Raw genomic sequence first — 26763 nt, forward strand, 5'->3', positions numbered from 1 at the left:
GACAGGAAGGAACTTGACTATGTTTAATCATGCAACGGCTTTACGTTCGGTGCTCAGTCCGGCATATCTGGAGTGGGCATTACAAGCACATTATGATATCGGAACGTGGCAGGAATGCAGGTTTTGGCTGCGAGGTTTGAATGATACTTACCGCTTACGCACAAGCACAGGAACTTATATATTGCGTATATATCGTACTGAGGTGGCGGAAGCAGATGTTCGTTATGAACTGAGTGTTCTGACTGCACTAAAAGAAGGTCTCAGTTCAAGTGCGCATACAGAGGTGGGAGACTTTATCCCAACGAAAGATCAGACCGGGTATACAATGCTGGATGCGGCTGAAGGAAAGCGGGCAGCTGTGATCTTTCACTATATTGAAGGGACAGAAAATAATCTGGAAGATGAGGGTTCCTGCTACGCTTTTGGCCGTTCTGCTGCTGAACTGCACCAAGCTATGGATGGGATTAAGTTGGAACAGGAGCGAGAACTTGCTTCAGCATCAGTAACGGAGTTGGAGTCAGTACATGCAAGGTTTAAGCTGGATACGAAATTTCTCATCGATGAGCCACTGGAGCGAATCATTCGTTACATTGGAGAAAGTCATAAGGAAACAGCATTTTTGCAAACGTTTACCACCGTGTTAAAAGAAAAGATCTCTACCATCTCCAGTTCAGGTCTGGACTACGGCTTATGTCATGGCGATATGCATGGAAACAACAATGTGTTTGAGCAGCAAGAACGCTTCATCCATTATGATTTCGAATGGGCTGCTATGGGATGGCGTGCGTATGATCTGGCTCAAGTGAAAGTTCGGAAACGGCAGTCGGGTGATACGGAGAAGAAGCAGCAGTTATGGGATGCGTTGATGAAAGGATATCGATCTGTTCGGAGCTTTACAGATGCAGATGAACAGGCGGTCGACTTGTTTATTATCGCTCGCAGGTTCTGGGTGATGGGTCTGGATGTGGCCTTTATTGATAGTGATATGGGCGCCCTGGATTATGGCGAAGATTGGTTGAATGACTTTATTGAGGAGTTTCGTGATACAGGTATTGTATAGGGAACTAATTCATATGAAATAAAAAAGTAACTGTCCTTAAAAAACGATTATGCAGGTTTACTCGCATAATCGTTTTTTTTACTTGTTGGTGCTTAATATGATCAATTAATATAGCAATATTCAATTTTGCGCTACCGATATCAACTATGATTGTGTGGAAGAGGCAGCAGTCGCGGCTGCAGCAGCGGCTGCTGCCGACATGGCGGCTTGCTGAGCGACGATAATGTTGGTAATCGTTGTAGACATGGAAGATGTAAGGATCTCATTCTGTAGACTCTCCACATGTTGAAGTGCAGTCAATGCAGATGAGAACAGCAGCAACTCCTGTTTGTTTATAGACCACGCCCCAAAACCATTTTGAGTTCTTAACCAATCGTATGTCTCAATAACCTGATCTACCAGCAAGTCGATCTCTGCTGGCAATAATGCAAAGAGTGCGAGTGAAGGCAGTGTGTACGTTTTATCCATGCGAAGATTCCTTGAACGGAAAGCCTCGCTTAAAGCCAGCAAACGTTCACTGACCTGAGATCCGCCATCCCCGATAACGAGAATGTGTGTTAAGGTCTGCACGCTGTTTTTCGCGGAAAAATGAGGTTTTAACTCCCGATAGAGCTGCTCCATATGCGCGACAGCATTGTCCACATCCAGATTCGACAGGGCTAACATCGCTGTGAAAATATAGTCATCATGTCCTGTGAGGAAGGGATGCTCTTGTTTCATACGGTCATAGAATGCTTTGGCACGTTCCACGGTATGCTGATATTGATCAGGCGGCACTTGAGCAGCGATCTGATAGGCAGCCATCACCAGGTAATCGGAGTTGCGGAACTTGATTTCTTTCATCAAGTCATGGACTTGAATCGTATGTTGCAGTCTAGTAAGTTGATCCGTTGTCAGAGAAAGCATAGCTGCAAAATGAAAGGAAGAAGGGCCCCTAAATGCAGAGAAACGTTTGGTGTGCTGCTTCATCAAGTCGTTGCTTTGTTGAATGGCTTCTGGATCTATACTTTTATTCTCCACTACATATAGCAACGCCGCCAAACGGCGCATGATGGGGTTCTGCCATTTGAATGGTTTCTTGAGCATCAGGGTGTTAGAAACGAATAATTCGGCTTTTTCCAGCAGTTTTGGTTGCATGTGCAACCCTCCTAATGATTAGTAATGTTATTTCAACATAAGAAATATTAAATGAATCAGTGCAATGCATCCCATTGGATAGATCAACGATCTGGAAAACCTATTTTTAAATTCGTTCTGAGGATGCTTTTCGAAAAAGAAGTGTAACACGGTATGTATGATAAAAAATACATCTAGTACCCAGAATGTTATGGTCTGATAGGAACTGAAAAGAAGTGAGAAGATGATCGTATACAGTGGAAGATGAATCCATGTGAAATATGTATATGCTTTTTCTGCTTCCATATCTTTTAATACGATAAACAATTTCCATTCGGATCGTCGGATCGCATCCATTTCATGTAGTAGAAATAGGGAAAGATTAAACAGAAATAAGATCAATAACAAGCTTGGCATCTTTATCCTCCTCATTTAATTTTCATGGATCGGTTGGCAAAGGCATTAAAAATCATACGTGACTCACACTGGAAAAGTTCCGGTAACATGAACAAAAGCGCTATTCACATCACAAAGAAATGATTAGATATTTGAGCAAATTTTGACATATGTACCTGTGAGTGCTTACTTCCTCATAATCCATATTGTATTTCTGCTTCACATCTCGTACAATTTGATGAAGTAATTCTGCATTGCGTTAATGTGAGCGGATTGAAATGGAATGATAATTGGAAGCTGTTTATGAGAAAAGGGGAGAATCACTTGGAATCAAAGGAACTATCGAGAGGGCTGAAACCCCGCCATGTTGAGCTGATTGCGCTCGGCGGTACGATTGGCGTGGGGTTGTTCATGGGATCGGCAAGCACGATCAAATGGGCAGGTCCGTCCGTATTACTGGCCTATTTACTGGCCGGGATTATTATCTTTTTTGTTATGCGTATTATGGGTGAGATGTTGATTCAGGAGCCGGTGACCGGTTCGTTTGCAACATTTGCTCACAAATATATTGGTCCGCTTGCCGGGTTCCTCACAGCCTGGAGCTATTGGTTCCTATGGGTTACGGTGGGAATGGCGGAAGTTACGGCAATCGGGATTTATGTGGGGTACTGGTTCCCGGATATTCCACAATGGATTCCTGCGCTCATCGGGGTATTCATTATTGCGGCAGCCAATCTGGCAGCGGTCAAGTTCTACGGCGAATTCGAGTTCTGGTTTGCGATGATCAAGGTAACCGCCATTGTGGCGATGATTGTTATCGGAACAGGTCTTATTTTCTTCGGATGGGGTAATGGAGGACAACCGATCGGTTTGTCTAATCTGATTAGTCACGGAGGATTTTTCCCAGGAGGCATCAAAGGATTCCTGTTTGCACTATGTATCGTAACGGCTGCTTATCAGGGCGTTGAAATGGTCGGAATTACGGCTGGAGAAGCAGAAAATCCGAAACATACACTGCGCAAAGCGATCAAAAATATTGTGTGGCGTATTCTCATTTTCTACGTAGGTGCGATATTTGTGATCGTTACGTTGTATCCGTGGAACGAGGTAGGAGAGACCGGAAGTCCATTCGTGCTCACCTTTGCCAAAGTCGGCATTGTTGCAGCGGCAGGAATTATTAACTTCGTGGTCCTGACAGCAGCGATGTCGGGATGTAACAGCGGGATCTACAGCGCAGGACGGATGTTATACACACTGGCAGAGAACGGACAAGCACCGGCTTTTTTCAAAAAGCTGTCCAAAGGTGGGGTTCCCCGCAACAGTATCGTGGTAACCATCTCGCTTCTTCTGATCGGGGTTGTACTTAACTATCTGATGCCGGATTCGAAGCTGTTCCTGTACATTTACAGCGCAAGCGTATTGCCAGGAATGGTGCCTTGGTTTGCACTGGCGTTCAGTCAGTTCAGATTCAGAAAGCGTTGGGGACAGGACCTTGCCGAGCATAACTTCAAGTCGAAATGGTTCCCCATCAGCAATTACATTATTATTGTGTATCTTATTCTGGTCATTATCGGTATGGCCTTTAACCCAGATACACGTCTGCCGCTGATTGTGGGTGCAACGTTTATGGCGATTGTAGTGGTTGGCTATTACGTATTTGGCATCGGCGGGCGTCAGTCCAAAGCTAACGATTCCAAATAAAAGGCAACAATGATGACGCACTTCTTGAACATACCCTGTGACTCGCAAAGAGTCCGTATGTTGAAGGAGTGTTTTTTTTCAGTTTAAATACCGGGCAACTCGGTTACAAAGGAAAGAGTGAACCTTTACACAGATGAAATTCACAACACATATATTTGAACCGAGGAGGAACCAAACATGGCTACGCAAAATCAGCATTCGATTCAAGATCCAACGACACAATATCCGAAGGCAACGAAAGAGTGGAAGCAACAGCAGGATGAGCCGGGATTGCAGCGTGAGATGACTCCTGTTCCAGATTGCGGTGAAAAAACGTATAAAGGAAGCGGGCGTCTCACTGGTCGTAAAGCGGTCGTTACCGGTGCAGATAGCGGGATTGGCCGAGCGGTGGCAATCGCCTATGCACGTGAAGGTGCGGACGTTGTACTTTCCTATCTGCCGGAAGAGGAAGCAGATGCCAAGGAAGTGGTGCAACTGATTGAGGAAGCTGGCCGAAGAGCTATTGCCATTCCAGGCGATTTGAAGGATGAGAAATACTGTGAACAGTTGATTGAAACGGCAGTCAAAGAACTCGGTGGCCTTGATATTCTTGCTAATGTGGCGGGGAAGCAGCAGTTTGTCGAGCAGATTGCAGACCTGACGACAGAACAATTCGATGCGACGTTCAAAACAAATGTCTATTCCATGTTCTGGCTCAACAAAGCAGCAATTAAACATATGAAAGCAGGCGGTTCGATTATCAACACTTCGTCGATTCAGGCGTATAAACCGTCTCCGATTTTGCTGGATTATGCAACAACAAAAGCTTCGATCAATACGTTCAGCAAAGCGCTCGCACAGCAGGTAGGGAGCAAAGGTATTCGCGTGAATGTTGTCGCGCCAGGTCCAGTTTGGACACCGCTACAGATTGTTGGTGGACAACCTGTAGAGAAACTGGCTGAATTCGGAAACAACACACCGCTAGGCCGGGCAGGGCAGCCTGCCGAGATGGCTCCAGCATACGTATTCCTGGCGAGTCAGGAATCCAGTTATGTGAGCGGAGAGACATTGAATGCCAATGGTGGTACGGTTAGTCCGTAATAGGGTGAACGCTATATATGATATAGTGATAACTTCGTTATTTGAATTGGATGTCAATCCATTCGATGAAGATTTCAAATAAACAGGCCAAGGCAGAGTCGCTCTGCTTTGGCCTGTTTGACTATGTATAATTCTTAACCCGGTACCAATACGAATAGGCGTCGGTATATCCCAATTTTGCATATAGTCGCCGTGCCGCCGCATTGCCCTCGACCACTTGCAGATAGCTTGAAGTAGCACCATGGCTTTTTCCCCAATGCAACAAATGCAAAATCATCTGCTCTGCCAGACCGCGGTTACGGTAGTCCGGATCTGTAATGATGTCATGCAGTCCAATGAATCCACGTTCAACCACACCTAGCCCACAGGCCACTATACAGCCGTCAACAGACAGTGTGATGAATCCCGTCATTGCGCGGACATTGAATAACATCTGTGTCATGGTTGCCCGAAACTCTTCACTGACCGCATTTAAACGGCAAAAATGATCTAACCATTCCTCCGTTAACTGTTCATTGATATGCGCCTCCAAATGTTCAGGAACTTTCAGATCCTTCAGATCTCGAAGTTGTACAAGCGTTTTATCTACAACGAAATAACCTTTATCTTGTAAAAGTTGATCCAATTGTTCAGGTTGAATGAACGGCGTAATTTTAAAAATGGTATTTAATTGGTTCGAACTGTAGATATTCTCACATGTCTTGATCTTTTCATGCACATCCAGAGTAGAAGGGTAGAGCGGTTGAATGGAGTTGGCGCGTTTGGAATATCCTTCAGCAAAACGTAGCACCCAACCGTCATACAATGAGGTTGATAAAGGTTGCCAGTGGTTGAGCGTTAGTTCTTCAATCAGACGAAGTTTGTTTTCTGTTGCATACATGTGGCTTATCCTCCTCACATAGGATATAGACGATATAACATCGAATTTAATAATAATACATAATAATGTATAAAAATTCAATATAGATTGTTCGGATGTTATTCCTCTGAATGGTATAATCGATAAAGAGATCAATTTGTGGAATGGAGTACAAATAAACATGATTAACATAGAGATTCAGGGACACATGATTACATGTCATATCGAATTCGGTAAACGAAAAAAAGCCTCAATCACCATGGAACTGCCCTACATGGTCACCATTAAGGCTCCGAATGGCACGAGTGAGGAAGTGATCCGGCAACTGGTTATGCATCATGGAACTGAGATTGTACAAAAATCAGCTCGCATGCAGCAAGTCCTGGATGGTCCCCAAGCTAAGGAATATGAGAATGAGGGTAAGGGGGCATTTTTGCTCTTTGGCAAAGCCCATGCCTTGCATCAATTAATTCCGGTGGAGGGGTTAACAGAGGAAGAACTGCGTGCGAATTTGAAAAAGTTTTATTTTGCAGAATGCAAACGCATGATTGGGCAGCGAATTATACGTTATCAGCAGGAACTGAAGGTGAAGCCGAAGTCTATTGATATCGTAGATTCTCCTACGAAATGGGGGAGCTGTAGCTGGGACAAAAAGTTGACGTTTAATTACCGCCTTGCCATGGCGCCACCAGAGGTCATTGATTACGTTATCATCCATGAGCTGTGCCATATTCATCATATGAATCATGATCGCTCGTTCTGGCGGCGGGTAGGTAGTATTATGCCGGATTACAAGGACAAAGAAGATTATCTGATGCGTAATGGAAGGGCCATGACGTTGTAGTATAAAGACACTCAGACGAGTGTCTTTTTTTGTTAGAATCTTTTCAACTTCAGCAGAAGAATATGGTCTGATGTAGTACAATAGAGCCAATATTACTCGCCGCGAACGACACTGAAACATACGTGGTGGAAGGAGCACAAGATGGATCAAAACGGACAGTACTCGGAACTAGTGAATGAATATATTGCTGCATTTCCAGCGGATGTGCAACTAAAATTACAGAGGTTACGGCAGATCATTCAGGAAGCGGCTCCGCTCGCTGAAGAAAAGATTAGTTACAAAATGCCTACATATGCGCAGCACGGGAATCTGGTTCATTTTGCCGCATACACGAAACATATCGGGTTCTATCCTGCACCCAGTGGTATTCTGGCCTTCAAGGAACAACTCTCCAGGTTTAAGGGCGCGAAGGGTTCCGTTCAGTTCCCACTTGATGAGCCATTGCCGGAGGAACTAATTCGCCAGATTGTTGAATTCAGAGTGAAGGAGAATGTGGACTTTTTCTACTCAAAATAATAGGTAACATCAGAGTTGCCGGCCGCAGGGATCAGATACATAAAGTAGGGACTCACCTGTAGGTAGATGTTCAGATCAGACACACCGAGACTGCGAACCGTTAGATTGAAACGGCCATCTGCACCCACTGTGACGGTTTCCGTACGAATATGTTTTTCTTCTGGTGACGGTCCATGAATCTGAAAGGAGAACGTTTGACCCGCATAGGCCGTAAGTGTTCCTCGTACGTTCAAGGTGCGCTCCGCTGTATATTCGAATTGCACATGACGATCATCAAGAATTACCTCATTACCGGTATCCGGTTCTTCAGGCTGTGTTCCGGGATCTTGGGGCTGCGTTCCAGGATTCTCTGGATCGGTCACAGGTTCCTCTGCGGAGGGACTAATCGTGAAAAATTGAGTTTGATAAACGATGTCTGCGTTGGAACCATCTTTTTTCTTCAATCCGGTAATTCGAACGGTAAACGTATCTCCATCCTTCAATGCGTTTAAGTTATCCGGACGGAAAATTACAGCATAGCTATACCCGTATCCATCGGTATTGACGTTGAAAAACGCTGTGGCAGGATCACTGCTGGCAGGAGTTTTTCCACCGAAATTCCAGGTTTTCTGATCCGACATTCGTTTAAGTTCTACCTGAACCTCCGAAGTTAAAGGCTTTGCAAAGACATCCGGGTTCAACTGTGCAGACCAGGCCTGCGATACATTGAAAGCTTCAATCGGAAAAGCGCCTTTGTTTGGATACAGGTTGTAATTGTAGCGCAGCTTTCCTGCCCGACTGGTATCCATCACCTGCATGGTGCTAAAATGACTTGCATAATTTTTGTTGTCCCGGGATGCGATCCCGAAGCCGACTTTTTTCAACTGCGGACTCAGAATCCAGCGACGGTGACCTAGTGCGCCAATGTTACTTGGGTCGGAGTCGTCCATATACGCTTCCACACTTTTAACAGCCAGATTGCCGGCAGCGCCATAGGAAGCATATAAATTGGAACTGGAGGCTGATTTGGCACCCAAGTCAAAAAAATCTTTTGGCATATCGGCAGGTCGAGCCGGGAAATGGCTTAGAGGACCGGTAGAGACAAGAACTGCACCGTGTTGAGCCTGAACGTTAAGCGTAGCATCCAGCACAAGATCGCCTTCCAGTCCCGAAAGGAAACGATAGAAGTTGGCCGCATTTAGTGCCTGTTGCAGAGACGATTCACTTAATACGCCAGCAACATAAGGTGCTGTGGTGGAAGGGGGTTGGATATATGTAGCGGGTTGATCCTTGTTCGACATCCATTGCGTCCATTTTTGATTAATTTCTTGCTGACTTCGCTCAGGCAACAAGCTGTCGACGGGGGCAGCTAAGGTTTGCTGTGCACCGAGTAGTACGAACATTAGACCAGCTAGAGGAAGCGTAAGCAGAGTGCGAATAACCTTTTTCCGAATAAACATCTTCTAATCTCCTTCTACTTCTAAAATGTAAATAATATACTTTCAATTCATTTTATCGACATTAGAGGATGTATCAGTTAGTTGATTCTAATAAAATGAACCTTTTGTACCATTGGATGAAGTTATGCGTAAATGAACAGTTGATTCCATGAAAAAAGCACCTCTCGAAACGGACAAGCCGGATAATGATCTCCCATGCTTGCTTGTTCGTAAGGTGCTGTTGAAGTTTAACCCGAACCCGAAGTCTAATGCTGGTTTAACGATGCTCTTATTAACGTTCTTAATTCTCAGTGTATTCGTTAATAGCCATTTTCCCTTCCTCTACACGAATGAAGTAGGAGTAATCTTCTCTTACATTCAAGTAAAGGTTGAGGTGTTTGGTGTTTTGTTCATTTACCTTGACCGTCAGTTTGAAGCTTCCGTCTGCATCCAGCGTTATGTTTTCGGTCTGAATAGGCAGTACTTCTGGCGCCGGTCCGTTGATATCAATTGGAATGGTGTGACCGGCATAGGCTTTAAACGTACCTCGCAAAGTCAAGGTGTGATCCACCGTATATTCGGCCTGAACTGTACCATCCGGGAGGTTTCCTTGTTTCTCATTGTCGCCTGTTGCGGTGACTTGTTCAGGTCTACCCCAAGGCTGAAATCCTTTTCCCTTCAAGTTCCTCAGAAATACAACAGCTTCTGCGCGTGTAAATAATTCCTTGCCGGCATAACCTTCGACAGTAGCGGATGTTTTACCAGAGGAGTATCCCATGTTCAGCAAATACTGAATATTGTCCTCATCTTTAACATAGTTTCTACCGCCAAGACTGGCGACAATAATAGCAACCTCTGTTCTATTCAGCGCATGATTGCGTAGCTTAGGGTTTCGAATGCTCGCCTCTAGAGGTAGATTGAGTCTGGATGCATAGGTATAGTAACGATCACTCCAGTTCGCACCCGGAGCATCGGTCTTATCCATATACCGCAGGTATTTGGAGTTGGCATACATATTAAACAGCATGGAAAGAAACTCAGCTTCGCTCACCTGATCATTGGGTCTGAACGTGTCATTATCCCCGCTAACCATGTTTTGCTGTATGGCCCACAGAATATCATCTTTAGCCCAGTGAGCCTGAATATCTGTATAATGGAGCATTTTTTTGACTATGACCGTGACAACCGTTTCTTTCCCGGCAAAACGGATTCGTAAATCGGTTTTACCGACCTTTGTTCCGACAATTTTGCCATTCTGGATCGCGATCTTATCCGAAGATGTTGTGTAGGTCAGGTTGGAAAATGGAGAGTATAACGTTCCATCCCCAAGAATCGCTGTTACGGAGGGGGTGTCTACAGTGTCTCCTACTCGCAAAGTTAGATTTGATTTTGCAGGTGTAATCTTGGTTAAAGTCGGATCCTGCCCGCCGTCTACATGGAAGAAACGTGTCGTATAGGAGATTTCAGCGGGAGAGCCGTCTTTCTTTTGCAGACCTGTAATATGTACTTGGAAGGTATCACCGTTTTTCAACAACTGCACATCGTCAGGACGAAAAATAATAGCGCTGTTATCGCCGAAATTGGATGTCTCGACATTAAAATAGGCCTGCTCAAACCAGCGTCTATTGGAAGGGTCTACATTGTAGTATTCCAAAGGAAACTCAGACTTTTTTGGTTGATGGAACGTCCACTTCCGTTGATCAGAGGTTCGGATCATCTCAACTTGAACCTTTTCCAATTCAGGTTCTGCGAACACATTCTGGTTTAATTGAACGGACCAGGCTTGAAGCGCGCCGAAGGCTTCAATGGGAAAGTCGCCTTGGTTGGGAAACAGGCTGTAGTTATAAGGTGCAACTTGAGTTCTGCTTTGGTCAAAGACCTGCATGGCACTATAATAACGAGTTTGTTCTTCCTCTTGATGGGCAGCCAGTCCGAATCCGATTCGTTGCAACTTCGGGCTTAATATCCAGCGGCGATGCCCCACCCGATCAATATTGGATGCATCCGAGTCATTCATGTAGCCCTTGATGCTTCCAGCCAGTACATTGAATTTGTCATTGCTGGTGACATGCAGGTTAGACGAGGAAGCTGAGGTATAGCCTTTATCAAAAAAATCCTTCGGCATATCTGCCGGTTGTTCAGGGGAATGGCTAAGCTGCCCTCCGGTGGAGACAACAACAGCTCCGTGCTGGGCTTGCATATTCAAAGCCGGATCGAGTACCAGGTCTCCAGACATGCCTGCGATAAAGCGATAGAAGTTGGCAGCATTCAGACCTTGCTCCAGATATCTCTCATTGAGCAGTCCGGCAGAATAAGGGAAAACGGTGGAAGGTGTTTCGGTAAACATAGGGAGTGTTTGATCAACCCTCATCCACTCATTCCACTTTTGGTCGATTTCTTGCTGACTACGCTCGGGAAGCAAGCTATCGATCTGTTCTGCATGAGCGGTCTGCGTTCCGCCCAGAAGCAATAACAGGCCAGCGAGTGGCAGTGCAAGCAACGAACTGATTTTCATTTTTGTACCCATCATAAATCTTTAAAACTCCTCTCATCTTCAGTGCACACCCAAAGGGATACGCAAATGTAACTTTATGTATAGTAACTTTATGTATATATGTTATCGTCTGTTTCGTTGATTTTGCTTAGGGTGAATCCAGAATGAAAGGATTAAAAAAAGAACACAGGCTATCCTTAGATGCAGGATAACGTATGCTCCTCTTTCATATCGCTCATATCCAACTCGTTCATTCCAGATTTAAGTCGAAATCCGGCTGACACATATAATCAATGGGATATAGGTCATCTCGTGCTGATATCAATGCGCGGAAGTGAAGATACAGATTATTCGGTTGCTCCACAACGCCACCTGCTCGAAAAGGGACAAGCTCAGCCACAACGAAGACATCCTCTGCATTCGTACAGCGGAAAATAACATTGTTCGGATTAATAACTTCATCCATATAACTGTAGGTCATCACATGAAAGGACTGGCCGCGCCAGTTCGTCTGAATGACCCGGTACGACTGGGTTCGAATCAGATCAATGTAACGTTCCAGTGGGAAGGTATGCTCAAACTGCGTGATATAACCTTTCTGATCTACATCGATCGTAAATTCGACGTCATAGCTTTCGTTGAATTCTTCCTGATATGTACCTTTCATGATCTTCATCGTATTAAAGTGTGATCCAAATTCCGGATCGGTCACATAGGGAATAGAAATCAGTCCAGAATCAACATACTGTGAAATTTGACTTGTCGTGGACGGGGGCTGGTTATGTTTGGTTGGTCTCAGATCAATGGAACCGATCATGCTTCCGGGAAAACCGGGGTTGCAACTTATTCGCATAGTCATCTCCTTTGAATTATAGTCATCTAGTTGGACGAAGTTTACGGGAGAAAGTTGCACCTTAATATGGAAGGAATATCAAGATACAAATTCATCAGTTAACTTGAAGCGGGAGATTTCAGAGGATATAGTGTAGAGGGTATTCTACATTATCAATGACATATACATGAGGTATGGCTTCATGAACGGGAGGGCTAGACATGTTATCCACTAAAGTCATTGAACATTGCCGCGTAAAAGGCTGGTGGCATGAAGACGTGCCGGCTGAATATTGAGGAAGCATTGCGTAAGCTGGACATGGATCTGAACTCGGATTTTGCACAATTCTACCTTCATGCAGAGGATGGACCGACATTCTATAGTCGGCATCAGGAGCTCTACCAGATCTGCTGGGTGATCGAGAATACCGTATACCTGCAGGATATGCATATATCGCAACTTACACTGGGGTTACCAGAGGCATATATTCCGCTGGACAGCTTTGAAGGGGAAGGTGGATTTTTCTATAATCGCCAGACCGACGAGGTTGTGCTGGTTGAACTGGGGGAGTCCATCGAACGTTTCCTGAATGGAGAGAGCAAGCCGCAATGGGCGGATTTCAATGCCTTTCTGGAGTGGTATTTCGGTTTGGCGGAAGTGACCACACTGTAACAGTAAAAGGGTACTCCCGTGGCTATGAAGGCCAAGGCAGTACCCTTTTGCATGTTCCAACTTGATGAACGATATTTTACTTAGAGCTGGTGAATGGACCTTCTACGTTGTTCTTCCCGTAAGGGAAAAACTCATCGACGAGATCTTGAGGTGAGATCGATACGAAGACATGATCCAGGTCGGTCTTTTTCGCAAAATCTATAATGTCACCCGTATAATACCTTGGATCAATCAGATACACATCCGAGACAACCGTCGAGAGAAAAGAAATCATAGGTACGGCGAGGGAGTCCTTGATAAACATGACCTTGAGTCCGTTTGGATTGTCTTTATTCGTCACATGTACGATTCCCTGATTGCCATACAGATACGTAAAGTATTTGTCCGCTGTCAGGTCGTAGGGAGCACCCTTCACATTCAGGGGATATGTCGTAAGCAACGCATCCTCAAATCGACCATTTAAGGTAGCTTCCGTCTCACCTGTTTTAAAATAAAAAGAATAGTTGGTTTTGAATTTCGGATAAATCAGGTCAAAATCATCATCACCGGCGTACAATTTCCCGGTTTTGCGGCCTTGTGAGCCGATAAAGAAATCCTTATAAGGGATTACATTGTAGTTATTCATGTCTGTAAAATAATGCTCGGGATCGAGCGGCTTATGGTACAGCCCGTCCAGATGTTGAACCAGCTGGCCGAAGGCCCAGAAGGCCGTTTTGATTTTCCAGTGATGATCGGTTGTGAAAAACAAATCCTTCGCCGGTATGCCGCTCTCCAATAATCCTTCGCGCAGATCCAACGTGTCGATTCCGCTCTGCTTCAGATGATCCAGAAAACCATCGGCCGTTTCGTTATTGTAGTTATAAGGAATGCCTTCCGGAAATGTTGTATAGCCACGTACATATTTGTCAGGTGTCATAACATACGTAAGCTTGGTTTTTGACCCCAATTGTGCCCCTAGCTCGGCAACCCGATCAGAAAGTTCTTTCGTATCCGTTGGCCCCGTGGCGAAATACGTATAGTGAAGCTTACCCTCCGTATCTTTGACGACCTCGAAGTTGTTCTCTTCGTTCTTCCACATGAGTGACTGCAAGTATCCGTAGGCTTCCACGAATCCAAACTTTTCAAAAACGTGCTCATTGATATCTGCATCCAGTTCGTTGATGATACCTTTGGCATTGGAGAAGCGGTAGTCCGCTGACGCCAGTGTTTTTTTCAAAGGCTCGAAAGAATGAATCATATTCAAGATCGAGAACGTGGCGAGCGCAAGAATGAAGAGGAAGGCGGTCATTCTCTTTTTGGCAAAAAAGTTATGCATATGAAATCCTTCTCTCAGAAATTAAAATATATGAACGGGTTGTATGTTCCTTTGACCAAATAGGATACACATACAAGGAACAGAGCAATAATGGTCACCGGGTAAAGCAGTTCAAGCGGTTTACCGAAGCGTACACCATCCACCATCCATTTGTTCATCCGTAAGGCAAGTGGTGTGGAGAACAGAATGCCTAGAATGAAGAAAAGGGCATATTCCTTCATGAACATCCAGGTCGTATTACTCCAGAACCCGTTACCATACAGTCCGAACATATTGCCAAGGTAGTTGCCAGCCTGTAACAAGTCCGGTGAACGGAAAATCACCCATCCAATAACTACGATAAACATGGCATAGAAATGTCGGAGCGGAGCATACCGTGTGCTCTTATCCAGGTTGAAAATTTTCTCGAGTGCAATGAACGCGAAGTTGATTAATCCCCAGATCACAAATGTCCATTCCGCACCGTGCCAGATGCCCGTCAGTCCCCAGACAATCAGCAGATTGCGGATCATTTTATCCTTGTTGCTAACGCGTGATCCTCCCAGCGGGAAGTAGACATATTCCTTGAACCAGGTGCCGAGCGAGATGTGCCAGCGGCGCCAAAATTCGGTGATGGAGCGTGAGATATACGGATACCGGAAGTTTTCTTCAAACTTGAAACCAAACATAAGTGCGAGTCCAATCGCCATATCCGAATAACCCGAGAAGTCGAAATAAATCTGCAATGTATAGGCAATCGCTCCCAGCCAAGCCAGACTTGAAGCGATATCGCCTGTTCCGCCCATGCTGAATGCATGATCGGCCACAATGGCCATGCTGTTAGATAACAGCACTTTTTTACTCAAACCCACAATAAACCGGCAACAGCCGACCGCGAACTTGTCCCAGCTTTCCTTCCGATGCATCATCTGATCCGCAATCATGTTGTAACGCAGAATGGGCCCAGCTACAAGCTGAGGGAAGAAGGAAATATAGAGGGCGACATAAAACGGATTTTTCTGCACATTTCCATGTCCGCGGTACACGTCAATGACGTAGGAGATCGCATGGAAGGTGAAAAAGGAAATGCCGAGCGGCAACGCAATATGCGGAATGCTGAAGCCAAAGCCTGTACTTTCATTGACAATGCGCAGGGCAAACGCCAGGTATTTATAAACAAACAGCATACCCAGATTGGCAACTAGCATCACGGTGATAACGGTATAAGCGGCAGTGCGCCGATCCCGGTACTTGTCCACGAGCAGTGCGAAAACGTAATTCAGTGCGATGGAGACCAGCATAACCAGCACAAAGCGTGGTTCACCCCATGCGTAGAAGAACAGGCTTGCCACAAGCAACAACATATTTTTCAGCGTCACAGAAAACCGCAATATATAATACAGCCCGAGCACAAGCGGCAAGAAATAAAATAAGAAGACTACACTGGAAAAGAGCACTGCCTTTCCTCCTTGATGATGTTAATGATGAAATAAAAAAGCTACATTTTAAATATCCGCTTGGACCTGCGATGATTCATCGAACGTTGCTTCCCCGCTTGTGAGCCGTGCTGAAGTTTGCGCCAGAGCCAATATGGAATAACCACCGCGAGTCCAATCAGAAGAAGGCCGATTCGGATCATCCATTCCATCCATGGTTGTAACCATACGGTGGAAGGTTCAAGGACTTTGGGAACCTGATCAGGTGAGGGAATGAAACGCGGCGTTCCATCCGCTTCCTTCATCTGCATCGCCGTGGAACGATCAAGTTTAACGTTATAATCGAGATTCCACTTTTGATCCACCAGCGCTCGAATAGTCACCGAATCGGTTTTTGCGGCGTCCGTTCCAATGGTTAGTAGGCCACCCGTTGTGATTGTTACACCCTGTACAGGATGAGCAAGCTGGAAATTCACTTCTACTTCTGGCGTTTCCAAAGCTTTCGATGCTCTCGCCTGTAGGCCACTAACGGTATACGTTGCAACCGATTCACCGGCCACCGGTTTCACGACTCGTTCATCACCTTTGATCATTACAGAAGATAATTGGTTTTCTGCAACAGCTTCTTTCCTAGGTACCAGTTTGATATTTCCAACGCGGTAATTCAGCTGTGCGTTCTCAGTCGTGGTCATTGTAATGCCCCAGCTCAGCATTTTACCTGGTGTGACACGGCCAACCGTAGCTGCATGATTTCGAACCATGAGGCTGGAAAAGGGTACACGAACCTCACCCTCGTACCCGGGCTCCAGCCTTATCAACCCATCTACGGGATGAACCAGCTTCGGTTCTTTGGTTGCCAAGGGGATGAGGATGACATTGCGTTGATCCGCTACTGTTAGTGCCGATTGATCCGTTCGTGTAATGACAACGTTTAGTGGCAGCGTCTGATCGGAATCACTGCGAATCGAGAACCTTAATTCGCTGTAGCCTGACCAGTCCCTGTTTTGCAGCTCATACACATAGGCGGAGTAATAGCCCTTTTGTAGTTCCTCTGTCGAGGTGTTAATCTGTAAGCTGCCGTTACGATTCAGCTTGGACTGCACTTTGGCTCCATTATTCCATACCTTTATAGAACTCTCGTTCCACTGCAACTGATCCGGCTGAGCCCAAGCAGTAGAAGTGATGAGGTATAAGCTTGATAAACCTGATAAACCTGTGAGGATTGCGACAAGCAGCCATTGCTGCCATTTCGTACTCATGCGTTCTGTGCCTCCATGTTATAAATAGGCCATCTCGTCGAGTTCATCACTCGAGATGAAGCTTTTATTCTGTACTGGGCGTTTCGGTTTGTCTGCCTCGGTATACGCCACATTCCATTGTTTCAAAAGAGCTTCCAGTTCAGGCATTTGTCCATTTCGGGCAATGTCCTGAATATTTCTGATCCGGTACAGAATGCCATGTTTGCTTCGCATCGACTTTACCCACATACAGTCAAGAACGAGTCCCTCGGCAAGCGGCAAACGAAGCTCATAGACCAATTCCTGCCTTGATATGTTCAAAAGCAAAAATTCATAGTTAAAGTCCATCAGCATAACGGTTCCATATTCGGGTGTGTCCAGTTCATGGTTCAGCGGAATGCGTGCCAGCTTGCGGTTGGACATGAGGCCTACTTGTCCGCGTTTTACAAAATTCAGACGGATGTCCTCAAATGTACTGATATCTTTATCCAGCTTCTGCGGAAGCGTAGGCTCGCGGTCATACACAATATGTAACAACTGACGCTTATCCTGTTCTGTAATCTCGTGCACTTTAAATGCATACTTCCACTTATTACCGAATGAAGTTACGTGAGTTACCTTGGCTGTAAACTCGCTTGAATAATGATCCGTTACCAGACGTACAGCAAATTCGGCTTCGCTCGGGATGTATCTCGGTGTATCCAGTACGATGGCGATCCCGCCTTCCGAAATATCATGCGTAACCGTGGACAGCGTTTCACCTTCAGTCGTTAGTGTACAGTCCACAGCAGCCAGAATACGCTCATAGTTGCGGAACACTTTACGTCCGCTGAGGAAAAAGATCGACATCATAATGTTGTAGAAATTAATCAACAGCCAGTATAGAACAACGAGAAATCCAATGGTGCCCTGACTAAATGTCCAGTGAATGCAGTTGACGATGCCGATTATAGAGAGCACAGCCAAGATCAGATGCGGAATGATCTGTTTGAGCTGGTAGCTACGATCGTTATGAGCACCGTCTTTACGAGTCACTGCAAATTTATTCATGGTGATGCCCAGTGTTTCCAGAATGACCGCAGGTAGCAGTGAAGGAAAAAGAATAGTTTCGTATACATTCGTCCATTTCGTAGTTCGAATATTACCTGACAACATGCGCAGACACATATTCGTTAATAGATACATCGGCAGCCAGAACACGAGAATTTCCAAAATGGTACACTTCACCACGAGCACACCGAACACAGCAAACAGAATGGGTGACATGATATACAGCACTCGTTTAAGACCGGAATACCAATAGGTTATAGAAGAGATATAATTCAGTCTTTGGGCAAACGTAAGTCCGCGCTTGAACAAGATATTCATTTTTCTGCCCGTTTGAATACATCCGCGTGCCCAGCGTTGGCGCTGTTTGATCAGGCTTTTCAGATCACCGGGAGCAAGTCCGGAAGCAAGTACTTTATTGGTGGCAAAACAGCGATACCCTTTGCTCTGCATTTCAATGCCAGTGGCAAAATCCTCTGTAATGGAACCAGTATAGAAACCACCCACATCTTCGAGTGCCTGCCTCGAAAGTACCGTGTTGGTTCCGCCGTATATAACGGAGTTGGACTTGTTCCGCCCGACCTGCACATCGCGATAGAAGTAGTCCTGTTCATTCGGAATTCGAGCTTCGGAATACAGATTATATTGAAACTGATCGGGATTATAGAAGCTTTGCGGAGTTTGCACGAAGCCAATCTTTTCTCCTGTCAGAAAATAAGGCACGCAGGACGTCAGAAAATCATGCTTCGGAATCATATCGGCATCAAACGTGGCGATTAGAGGGGAGGAAGTATGTTTCATGGCGTTGTTCAAGTTTCCAGCTTTGGCGTGGATGTGCTCTGTCCGGGTCAGATAGTTAATCCCCATATGATCAGCCAGTTTTCGCATCTCGGGACGATTGGAGTCGTCACACAGGTAGATATGTACTTTGGAGCGGTCCGGATAATCCATATTGAGACAGCCGTTAATCGTTTTGAAAAGCAAGGATGCAGGTTCGTTATATGTAGCTATAAAAACATCAACGTCAGGATACAATGACTCATCAACGACAGGAAGTTCAGGATATTCAAGCCGGGTCATGTTATAAAAATGCACAGCGAGTTCAAACATACCAATGAGTTCGACAATCAGGAGGGCAAGACCGGCGGTCACGGCAAGCGGGCCATGGCCGAAAGGAATGGTGAAGAAGGTACGCCATATGACGTAAATACAAGACATGATCACCGTTGCGGTAACCAGCATTTTTTTGCGTGTGCTTAAACGATTCAAGGTGCATACCTCTCTCTATAATTGGTGAAAGTAATCAACGTTCATCAAGTCTAACCATATGTCTATCGTACAATAGCATTCTGAACGAATTCTGAACAAAAGAAATAAATGAGAATGTGAATTGATCCATTATATGTGATGGGAACGACATGTTTTGGTGTTTAAATACAGTCTTTTAATGACGAAATATGTCGAATCATGAAGATTACTGTATTTATTTCATGCGAAATTAGCAACATTTTTATTTCAAGTCCATAATATGGAAAATATTGCGTTGGTGGAATGATTACATATAAAAAGACGAGCCTATGGGCTCGCCTTTTTTGGTTGATCTTTTGCAGATACCGTAATCTCACTGTAGCACTTCCATGCTACCCGAGATTTATTAATCGGATATGTTGCGGGTGTAATATTCAATGATATCCTTACGACGAATGATTCCAAGAAAGACCCGATCTATATCCACCACGGGCACAAAGTTTTGGTCTGCCGCAAGAGTCAGCATATCCTCCATCTCTGCTTCGATGTACACGCACTCATTATAGACACGATGGCTAATCTCATCGACCTGCACTTGGTCCATATTATCAAATGTTAATCCAGGCGTATTACGCATTTTCCATAACAGATCACCTTCGGACAGAGTAGCAACATATTTTCCATCCGGATCAATTACGGGAATGGCGGTGTAGTGGTGCGATTCCAACTGCTCAATAGCATCTTTCATGGAAGCGGTAGACTCGATATAGGCCACTTCGGCTTTTGGGAGTAAAAAATAGCTGATTTCCATCATCGGGCTCCTTTTCAGCCTTTTGCATCGCAAAAAAGCTTTAGTATGTAATTCACTATTCTTATTTAAACATATTATGTGAGCTTAAGGCTATTTTTAATGACAAATTCATCAGATTTGTCACATTGTTTAATCGGCGCAGGAAATTTATAGTATAGAGTAGAGGTGATGTGACATGAAATCGAAACGTAAATTATTATATGGACTCTTGCCGATTCTATTTGCAGGCGGTATTGGAATGTATCTTTATATGCAGAATAGCAAACCGGAGGAACCGAAACCGCAGACAACTGTGAATCAGTACATAGAGCATTTACAAAAGAAAGAGTTCGGCCAGCTGTATTCGTTGATGTCACCTGCTTCGTTGACAGAGGCAGGCATGTCTAAGGAACAGTTTATTGAGAAATACAATGCAATCTACTCGGGTATGCAGGTCTCTGCTGTTAAAGCTGAGCTGACAGCAGCGAATACGACAGGAACGGAAGCTGACTCTGGCGCTCAAACAACAGGGACTGAAAGTGGAACCGAGACTAAAGTTGAATCACAAGCAACAACGGACAAAGAGGGAACGAATCAGGCAGAACAAGGGGCTAGTAATCCTGATCTTTATCAAACCGATTATGATATACAACTGACCACGTTTTTAGGCGAAGTCAACGAGACACATACGCTTAATTTAGTTCGACAGGAGCTGGAGGACGGGAGCAAAGTCTGGCAGATTAACTGGAAGCCGTCCCTGATCCTCAGTGACATGGTGAAAGGTAGCAAAGTTCGGGTGAAGACGTTATTCCCGAATCGAGGGGATATTGTAGATCGTGACGGGTTGCCGCTTGCGACCCAGGGCACAATGAATGAGTGGGGCATCGTACCCGAGAAGCTCGGAGAGAACTCGGATCAGATGATTGCACGCATCGCGGAACATTACAAGGTGTCCGTAGAAGCCATTCAGAAGACACTTGGTCAGACATGGGTGAAACCGGAATTTTTTGTGCCAATGGGCTCGACAGAGGAATTTGATGTACCTTCTTCTCTTAGCGGAGTTGCTCTGCAAAGTAAGGAAATTCGGTATTACCCGCTTGGTGAAGCAGCGGCACATCTGATCGGATATGTGCGTAAGGCCACGAAGGAAGACTTGGACAAAGATACCAAAGGGTATTACCGTGCGGAAGATTGGATCGGCAAAGCCGGACTGGAACAGTCTATGGAGAAGCAGCTACGCGGAGAGCGTGGCGGTTTAATTGAAATTACGGATGAAGCGGGCAACACGCGTTCCGAATTGATCCGCAAAGATGCAGTCGACGGTAAGGATGTGCAACTATCCATCAGCTCCGCACAGCAACAAAGATTGTATCAGACGCTGGCGGGTGGCGGCGATGCCGGAGCGATGGTGATGATGAATCCGAAGGACGGAAATATGCTTGCTATGGTGAGTGCGCCTTCCTACAATCCGAATAAAATGGTTACCGGTCTGACGCAGGCCGAGTGGGATGCCTATTCGGCGAACGAGAAGCTTCCTTTTATCAACCGAGTAACGACACGATATGCTCCCGGCTCAACCTTCAAGGCGATTACTGCGGCTGCGGGGTTGATGGAGAAGGTGACCACACCGGACAAAACCCATGAAATTTCTGGTTTGCAATGGCGGAAGAATGATAGCTGGGGTGGATATTACGTCAAGCGGGTGAAAAGCCTGAGTCCTGTAAATATGGTGGATGCCCTCGTATACTCCGACAATATTTATTTTGCAATGGAAGCGACTGAGATGGGGAGCGCCAAGTTTATCGAGGGCATTCAAAAGTTCGGGTTTGGTGACAATTTCGGGCTGGATGAACTCTATTTGAAACCTAGTCAGTATGCAAATGAGGCGCACAGGGATCTTTCTTCCGAGGTACTGCTAGCCGACACTTCGTATGGTCAAGGTGAGATGTTAATGTCGCCGATTCATCTTGCTACTGCGTTTACGCCGTTTGTGAATGAAGGCAAGCTGGTGAAGCCTGTATTGATTGTTGGAAAAGAGACCCCCGATCCTGAGGTGATTATCACACCGGATGTAGCCAATACCGTTACTGACGCACTGAAACAGGTGGTGTCTCGTCAAGGCGGAACGGCACATGCCCTCAGCTCGATTGCTGGCGGTCTTGCAGGCAAGACAGGAACGGCCGAACTGAAAGCGAAGAAGGGTGAGCAAGGTCAGGAGAACGGATTTTTCGTTACCTTTGATACCGAATCGCCGTCGTTCCTGTTGGCAGCCGTAATCGAAGAGGTGAACGGGCGGGGTGGCAGCCATTATGTGGTGGATCGCTTGAAGCCATTCTTGGAGAAACTTCAGCTTGAGCCGTGACTATGAAATCTGGCAACGATAAGAAATAACCAAAAAACGCGTTCTTGGCTTGAACCATAATGGTCGCCAAGACGCGTTTTTCATTTTACTTTATATACTAAAATTTCATAATGGATTTCAGATCATTTTCTGGCTGTAATCATGAACCGCGCCGAGTTGGTGCGAATCCCTTGCTCGTCGCGGTGATCTTGAACAAATTGTTCAAAGATATCCAGGTCGGACGCGAGTTCTCCGAATTGAGGAACGATAGGCGTGTGTGTCAGCAGGAACAAGAGATCCTCAGGTGTAGCGTAATACTCGGTTACATTATATTCACGGACCTCGATGTGCCGGAAACCTGCATGTTGCAGCTCTTGTTTGTATTTTTCCAAGAGTGTTCCGGGCTCTATGCCGAGATGTTGTCCACGTCCAAATGCTTGCTTTACATTCAATTTATCGTGCTCGCTGACCTGCTGGGTCAGGAATACACCATCCTCTGCGAGAACGTTGTACACTTCTGACGCGGAGAATGCGGAATGTCTGCAAGAAACAATATTGAAGAATGACTTTGGAAACTGTAAGTTGTCCGCATCCATCTGAGTGAATCGCACATTGGAGCATTTTTTAGTTCGCTTTAAATTTCGCTGAGCTGTCTCGATCATTCCATGAGCCAAATCGATGCCGACAAGCAGATGAGCATGTTCAGCAATGGAGAGCACGGCTTCGCCTCCACCTGTGCCGATGTCCAGCAGCAGATCTGATGTTTGGGTGCAACGAGTCACCTCATCATAGAATTCCCAGTCGGTGGGTTCAGAGATCACCTTCATCGTGCTGAAATCCCATCCATTTTGTTGACCGACACGTTCATAAAATGTGTTGTAATCCCACTGTTTTGTCATATTAATTCTTCCTCCAGTATGTGATGTGTTATTTAGGATTTGTTGTTTTCAACCATCGTTCATCTACACATCGAACAGGCTCAAAAGGACAGACCTACCCCTTGGTAGCTGGTACGCGTTTTGATCCAGCCCGACATTTAATTACTTCGAACGATTGGAAACAACATCCCTTTCACCTCACATGTTGGAATAGCCCCATTATACATAATTGACAGCGCATACGCGAGGTGATATTTTGGGGTGGAATCTATTCCAGGAATCCGAGGTGATCAATGGTGGCTGTTCGTGCTAATCAGATTTTTGTTAACTTGCCAGTTCAGGATTTGAAGAGATCGGTTGATTTCTTTACGAAAGTGGGGTTTGAATTCAATGCCCAGTTTACGGACGATAAGGCTACCTGTATGATTGTCGGAGAAAATATCTTTGCCATGCTTCTGGTGGAGGAACGTTTTCAATCCTTTATCACGAAAAAAATCGCGAACGCGGCTGAGACAACAGAAGTGATCGTCGCTTTATCTGTTGCTTCCCGTGAAGAAGTGGATGCGATTGTACAAGCTGCCCTTGATGCTGGAGCGAAGCAATATAACGAACCTCAAGATCATGGATTCATGTATGGACGGAGTTTTCAAGACCTGGACAACCATCTATGGGAAGTCTCTTATATCAATTTGAGCGCGTTCCCTTCGAACCAGCCCGAATAGATCAGCATGAATTGTGCCCTCTAACTATCGCTGAATGGATAAATGAATGAAACTAAATAGATCGGCATCAGATGGATTTGCGGAATATACATGAAGGCCTTCCTTGAAAACAGGAAGGTCTTTTTTTAGGCTACAAAATGAGTGATCAGCATGAATCCTTACTACATATCTTATTTTTCCTTCAGAATATATGGTGCATTTTACCTTTTTGCTATATGATAAATGTCGATTCACCCCGAGATTAGGCAACACATATTCTGGAGTGATATCAAGTAACAGAACGACAACAGAAAAAACAAAAGATAACATATATCTAAATTTACATACGTTTAGGCTGGAGGGATCAGGATGTATTGTCACATATGCGGCACGAAAAATAGTTCTGGGGAGGACCACTGTCAGAAGTGTGGAACCCGATTGAAACAAGATAGCTCCACAGAGGAGCAAATCTGGTCGGAGCCGTCAGGACTGGAGCCACGTAATGCATCTGCAACCGGAACGGTGAGCAAGCGCAAGAGCAGTCCATTTGTATGGATTATCCCACTGCTACTTGCAGCAATTATGGGGGCGTTGTTAGCGTATTATTATAATCAGGAGAATCTGATTAACGCTCATGTGAAGACACTGCATCTTGAGGCAGAGAAGGCTGCACTGGACGGGAAATATTCAGAAGCTCTGGATTTGCTGGACAAAGCCCTCGCTCAAAGACCTAATGTAGGAGCACTCGTTCAGGATCGTAAAATTACAGAGCAAGCAAATAATTTACTAAAACAAATGGACGAAGCCGCGAATCTGCTCAAAACAGGTAAGCTGTCGGAAGCGGACAAAATGATTCAAACCGCGACTAAAACATTAAACGAACGCCAAGAGCCGGTGTTTGATAAGGTAAGGTCAGCCTTGAACAATCGGAAGGTAACCCTGGCTGTTTTGAAAGTGAAAAAGGAAATTGATCAGTTAACAACCGTCGAGGCACTCGCTGAAAAACTCAAAACGATCTCCAAGCTGAACGGTAAGGAAGCCGAAGTTGTGAAGAAACAGATTACGGATAAGCTGGCAGGTATCAGTTACAAGCAGGCCGAGCAGCAGGTGAAGAAGCATGATTTTACAGCAGCGCTGCAAACCGTGGACAACGGATTATCTTATGCGCCCGAGGATCAGAAGCTGACGAAATACCGGGATGAAGTATTGCGTGAGAAAAAAGCGTTTGAGAAAGCGGAGGAAGAACGTATTCGACTTGCAGAACAGCAAGCAGCTGAAGAGGAACTTCGCAATCGTACAGGGGCTGTATACGTAACGGATCTGTCTGCTAAGCTGGATGAGTATGGAGACTTGTATATCAGCGGGGCGGTGTTTAATCAGGGAACACGCCCTATATCATCCGTGGCGCTTATCGTTAGCATCAATGCCTCCAACGGCGATTACATCGGTGAGACAGATGTTTATGTATACCCAGCTATATTGGATGTAGGCGAAGAAGGATATTTTGAAACCTACTATTATGGGGTATATGAAGCCGCGAATGTGACAGTTACGAATGCATCATGGTATGTGGAGTAGGAGGACGACAAAATGAGCAAACGTGTATGGGGAACGATCATTTCCAGTGCAATAATTATTGGTGCTGGTGCTGGAGGCGTATTCTGGATTCACCAGCATACAGCAGTTGAGATGGCGCTAGCTCCCAAACTGGCTGTGGCTTCCTCGAAACAGGCGGATCAACCCAAAGCAAAAACAACATCTAAAACCACAGAAAAGAAAACGCGTAAACAGATTATTGAAGATAGTCAGCGAAAAGTAGTTACGATTGAAAGTAGCGATGGTCTGGGCTCAGGCTTCTTATATAATAACAAGGGCGATGTCATCACTAATGCGCATGTCGTCGAGGGTTCCAAAGAAGTGACGATTCGCACCTTGGATCATCAGGAATATCGGGGTACAGTGATTGGTTTTGGCGAAGAGACGGATGTTGCTGTTGTCAGAGTCCCTGATCTTGTGAAAATGGAACCTCTGCCTATTGCGTCAGCCAAAGCGGAGGTTGGTGATGAAATTCTGGCACTCGGTAGTCCGCTTGGTTTTGAGAATACGGTGACTACCGGTATTATTAGCGGACTTGACCGCAGTTTTGAAATCCCGCCTTATATTTATACCAACTTGTATCAGATATCTGCTCCGATTACTAATGGTAACAGCGGCGGTCCGCTGATCAACGCCGAAACGGGAGAAGTGCTGGGGATTAATTCGACGGTGGTTAAACAGGAAGGTGGACTGGGGTTCAGCATTCCTATCATCAGTGTGTTGAAGCAGGTGCAACAATGGTCAGAGCGCTCACCTGATACCAAAGGGGCACAAACGGTAAGGGACTCATCTTCGCAGACGTCGTCCGCTGCTTTATCTGAAGCGGAAGCACTGGTTGCTGATTTTTACAACTACCTGAACATGAGTGATTATGTATCTGCCTATGCGTTGCTCGGAAGTGATTGGCAGAAGGGCACAAGTTACGCTAAATTTCGTGAAGGCTATACGTATACGAGCTATGTTAGTGTGGAGAAAATTTCGTCTGCGACTACGAGTAAGGAAGAGATGGAAGTGAGCGGTGTGATCGCTGCCGAGGAGCGCAAGGATGGGGAATACGTAACGACTCAATATAACGTGACATATCAGGTCGGATACGAGAATGGCCAATTAAAGATATTACATGGACAGGGTAAAAAGAAGAAATAAATGGATTCGTGAATAAAAGGAGGGCTTGCTACATGTAAAATGTACCCCTTGTAAAGGACA

At 45.3% G+C, this 26763-nt stretch carries 22 protein-coding genes; 10 read left to right on the forward strand and 12 right to left on the reverse strand.

Annotated features, from left to right (window positions below):
• Window positions 1-19 precede the first annotated feature (19 nt).
• Window positions 20-1060, forward strand: coding sequence for a phosphotransferase (locus MKY23_RS04275; RefSeq protein ID WP_339835598.1), 1041 nt, complete (start codon window positions 20-22; stop codon window positions 1058-1060).
• A 144-nt stretch (window positions 1061-1204) separates the two neighbouring features.
• On the opposite strand, the gene MKY23_RS04280 is transcribed toward MKY23_RS04275, so the two are convergent.
• Window positions 1205-2197, reverse strand: coding sequence for a DUF4003 family protein (locus MKY23_RS04280; RefSeq protein ID WP_339835602.1), 993 nt, complete (start codon window positions 2195-2197; stop codon window positions 1205-1207).
• 27 nt (window positions 2198-2224) lie between these two features.
• Window positions 2225-2608: a DUF6713 family protein gene (locus MKY23_RS04285; RefSeq protein WP_318294980.1), complete on the reverse strand. Its 384-nt coding sequence runs from the start codon at window positions 2606-2608 to the stop codon at window positions 2225-2227.
• A gap of 288 nt (window positions 2609-2896) precedes the next feature.
• Here MKY23_RS04285 and MKY23_RS04290 point away from each other — a divergent pair, with 288 nt between their 5' ends.
• On the forward strand, window positions 2897-4273 hold the full coding sequence (locus tag MKY23_RS04290) for an amino acid permease (protein WP_090923391.1): 1377 nt from the start codon (window positions 2897-2899) through the stop codon (window positions 4271-4273).
• A 177-nt stretch (window positions 4274-4450) separates the two neighbouring features.
• Complete coding sequence (locus MKY23_RS04295) at window positions 4451-5353, forward strand: SDR family oxidoreductase (RefSeq protein WP_090923140.1); 903 nt, start codon at window positions 4451-4453, stop codon at window positions 5351-5353.
• A gap of 121 nt (window positions 5354-5474) precedes the next feature.
• On the opposite strand, the gene MKY23_RS04300 is transcribed toward MKY23_RS04295, so the two are convergent.
• Entirely contained in the window at window positions 5475-6233 is a 759-nt protein-coding gene (locus tag MKY23_RS04300) for a GNAT family N-acetyltransferase (RefSeq protein ID WP_154985227.1), read from the reverse strand.
• A 160-nt stretch (window positions 6234-6393) separates the two neighbouring features.
• On the opposite strand from MKY23_RS04300, the gene MKY23_RS04305 reads away from it, so the two are divergent.
• Both MKY23_RS04305 and MKY23_RS04310 read left to right on the forward strand, forming a co-directional pair.
• Window positions 6394-7056: a SprT family zinc-dependent metalloprotease gene (locus MKY23_RS04305; RefSeq protein WP_167375785.1), complete on the forward strand. Its 663-nt coding sequence runs from the start codon at window positions 6394-6396 to the stop codon at window positions 7054-7056.
• Between the two features lie 141 nt (window positions 7057-7197).
• The gene (locus MKY23_RS04310; protein ID WP_154985228.1) at window positions 7198-7572 is read left to right on the forward strand and encodes a DUF1801 domain-containing protein; all 375 of its coding nucleotides are present in this window, start codon (window positions 7198-7200) and stop codon (window positions 7570-7572) included.
• Here the strand turns inward: MKY23_RS04310 and MKY23_RS04315 are convergent.
• The 3 genes from MKY23_RS04315 to MKY23_RS04325 form a co-directional block, all read right to left on the reverse strand.
• Window positions 7560-9011, reverse strand: coding sequence for a CAP domain-containing protein (locus tag MKY23_RS04315; RefSeq protein ID WP_339835613.1), 1452 nt, complete (start codon window positions 9009-9011; stop codon window positions 7560-7562). The genes MKY23_RS04310 and MKY23_RS04315 overlap by 13 nt on opposite strands.
• Before the next feature lie 280 nt (window positions 9012-9291).
• Complete coding sequence (locus MKY23_RS04320; RefSeq protein WP_339835615.1) at window positions 9292-11520, reverse strand: S-layer homology domain-containing protein; 2229 nt, start codon at window positions 11518-11520, stop codon at window positions 9292-9294.
• Between the two features lie 214 nt (window positions 11521-11734).
• A complete protein-coding gene (locus MKY23_RS04325; RefSeq protein WP_336121094.1) occupies window positions 11735-12337 on the reverse strand; it encodes a hypothetical protein in 603 nt (200 codons plus the stop codon).
• 249 nt (window positions 12338-12586) lie between these two features.
• On the opposite strand from MKY23_RS04325, the gene MKY23_RS04330 reads away from it, so the two are divergent.
• Complete coding sequence (locus tag MKY23_RS04330) at window positions 12587-12988, forward strand: hypothetical protein (protein ID WP_260510834.1); 402 nt, start codon at window positions 12587-12589, stop codon at window positions 12986-12988.
• Window positions 12989-13064: 76 nt separating this feature from the next.
• Here MKY23_RS04330 and MKY23_RS04335 read toward each other — a convergent pair whose 3' ends face one another.
• The 5 genes from MKY23_RS04335 to MKY23_RS04355 all read right to left on the reverse strand — a co-directional run bounded on the left by MKY23_RS04335 (window position 13065) and on the right by MKY23_RS04355 (window position 20062).
• Window positions 13065-14303: a hypothetical protein gene (locus MKY23_RS04335; protein WP_221788480.1), complete on the reverse strand. Its 1239-nt coding sequence runs from the start codon at window positions 14301-14303 to the stop codon at window positions 13065-13067.
• Window positions 14304-14317: 14 nt separating this feature from the next.
• A complete protein-coding gene (locus MKY23_RS04340; RefSeq protein ID WP_221788482.1) occupies window positions 14318-15739 on the reverse strand; it encodes an MBOAT family protein in 1422 nt (473 codons plus the stop codon).
• 41 nt (window positions 15740-15780) lie between these two features.
• The gene (locus MKY23_RS04345) at window positions 15781-16977 is read right to left on the reverse strand and encodes a hypothetical protein (RefSeq protein WP_339835622.1); all 1197 of its coding nucleotides are present in this window, start codon (window positions 16975-16977) and stop codon (window positions 15781-15783) included.
• An 18-nt stretch (window positions 16978-16995) separates the two neighbouring features.
• The gene (locus tag MKY23_RS04350; RefSeq protein ID WP_154891690.1) at window positions 16996-19272 is read right to left on the reverse strand and encodes a glycosyltransferase; all 2277 of its coding nucleotides are present in this window, start codon (window positions 19270-19272) and stop codon (window positions 16996-16998) included.
• Window positions 19273-19657: 385 nt separating this feature from the next.
• Window positions 19658-20062, reverse strand: a complete 405-nt coding sequence (locus MKY23_RS04355) for a CBS domain-containing protein (RefSeq protein WP_090923108.1) — start codon at window positions 20060-20062, stop codon at window positions 19658-19660.
• Window positions 20063-20237: 175 nt separating this feature from the next.
• Here MKY23_RS04355 and MKY23_RS04360 point away from each other — a divergent pair, with 175 nt between their 5' ends.
• Window positions 20238-22403, forward strand: coding sequence for a penicillin-binding transpeptidase domain-containing protein (locus MKY23_RS04360; RefSeq protein ID WP_221788485.1), 2166 nt, complete (start codon window positions 20238-20240; stop codon window positions 22401-22403).
• A 122-nt stretch (window positions 22404-22525) separates the two neighbouring features.
• On the opposite strand, the gene MKY23_RS04365 is transcribed toward MKY23_RS04360, so the two are convergent.
• Window positions 22526-23281, reverse strand: a complete 756-nt coding sequence (locus tag MKY23_RS04365; protein ID WP_221788487.1) for a class I SAM-dependent methyltransferase — start codon at window positions 23279-23281, stop codon at window positions 22526-22528.
• Between the two features lie 275 nt (window positions 23282-23556).
• Here MKY23_RS04365 and MKY23_RS04370 point away from each other — a divergent pair, with 275 nt between their 5' ends.
• The 3 genes from MKY23_RS04370 (at window position 23557) to MKY23_RS04380 (ending at window position 26703) form a co-directional block, all read left to right on the forward strand.
• Window positions 23557-23982 (forward strand): VOC family protein, encoded by a 426-nt coding sequence (locus tag MKY23_RS04370; RefSeq protein WP_145414606.1) that lies wholly within the window; start codon window positions 23557-23559, stop codon window positions 23980-23982.
• A gap of 417 nt (window positions 23983-24399) precedes the next feature.
• The gene (locus tag MKY23_RS04375; RefSeq protein WP_221788489.1) at window positions 24400-25539 is read left to right on the forward strand and encodes a hypothetical protein; all 1140 of its coding nucleotides are present in this window, start codon (window positions 24400-24402) and stop codon (window positions 25537-25539) included.
• A gap of 12 nt (window positions 25540-25551) precedes the next feature.
• Window positions 25552-26703 (forward strand): trypsin-like peptidase domain-containing protein, encoded by a 1152-nt coding sequence (locus tag MKY23_RS04380; RefSeq protein WP_221788491.1) that lies wholly within the window; start codon window positions 25552-25554, stop codon window positions 26701-26703.
• Window positions 26704-26763: the final 60 nt, after the last annotated feature.

Origin of the sequence: Paenibacillus sp. FSL R7-0272, from assembly GCF_037969905.1 — a bacterium.
Classification (GTDB): domain Bacteria; phylum Bacillota; class Bacilli; order Paenibacillales; family Paenibacillaceae; genus Paenibacillus; species Paenibacillus polysaccharolyticus.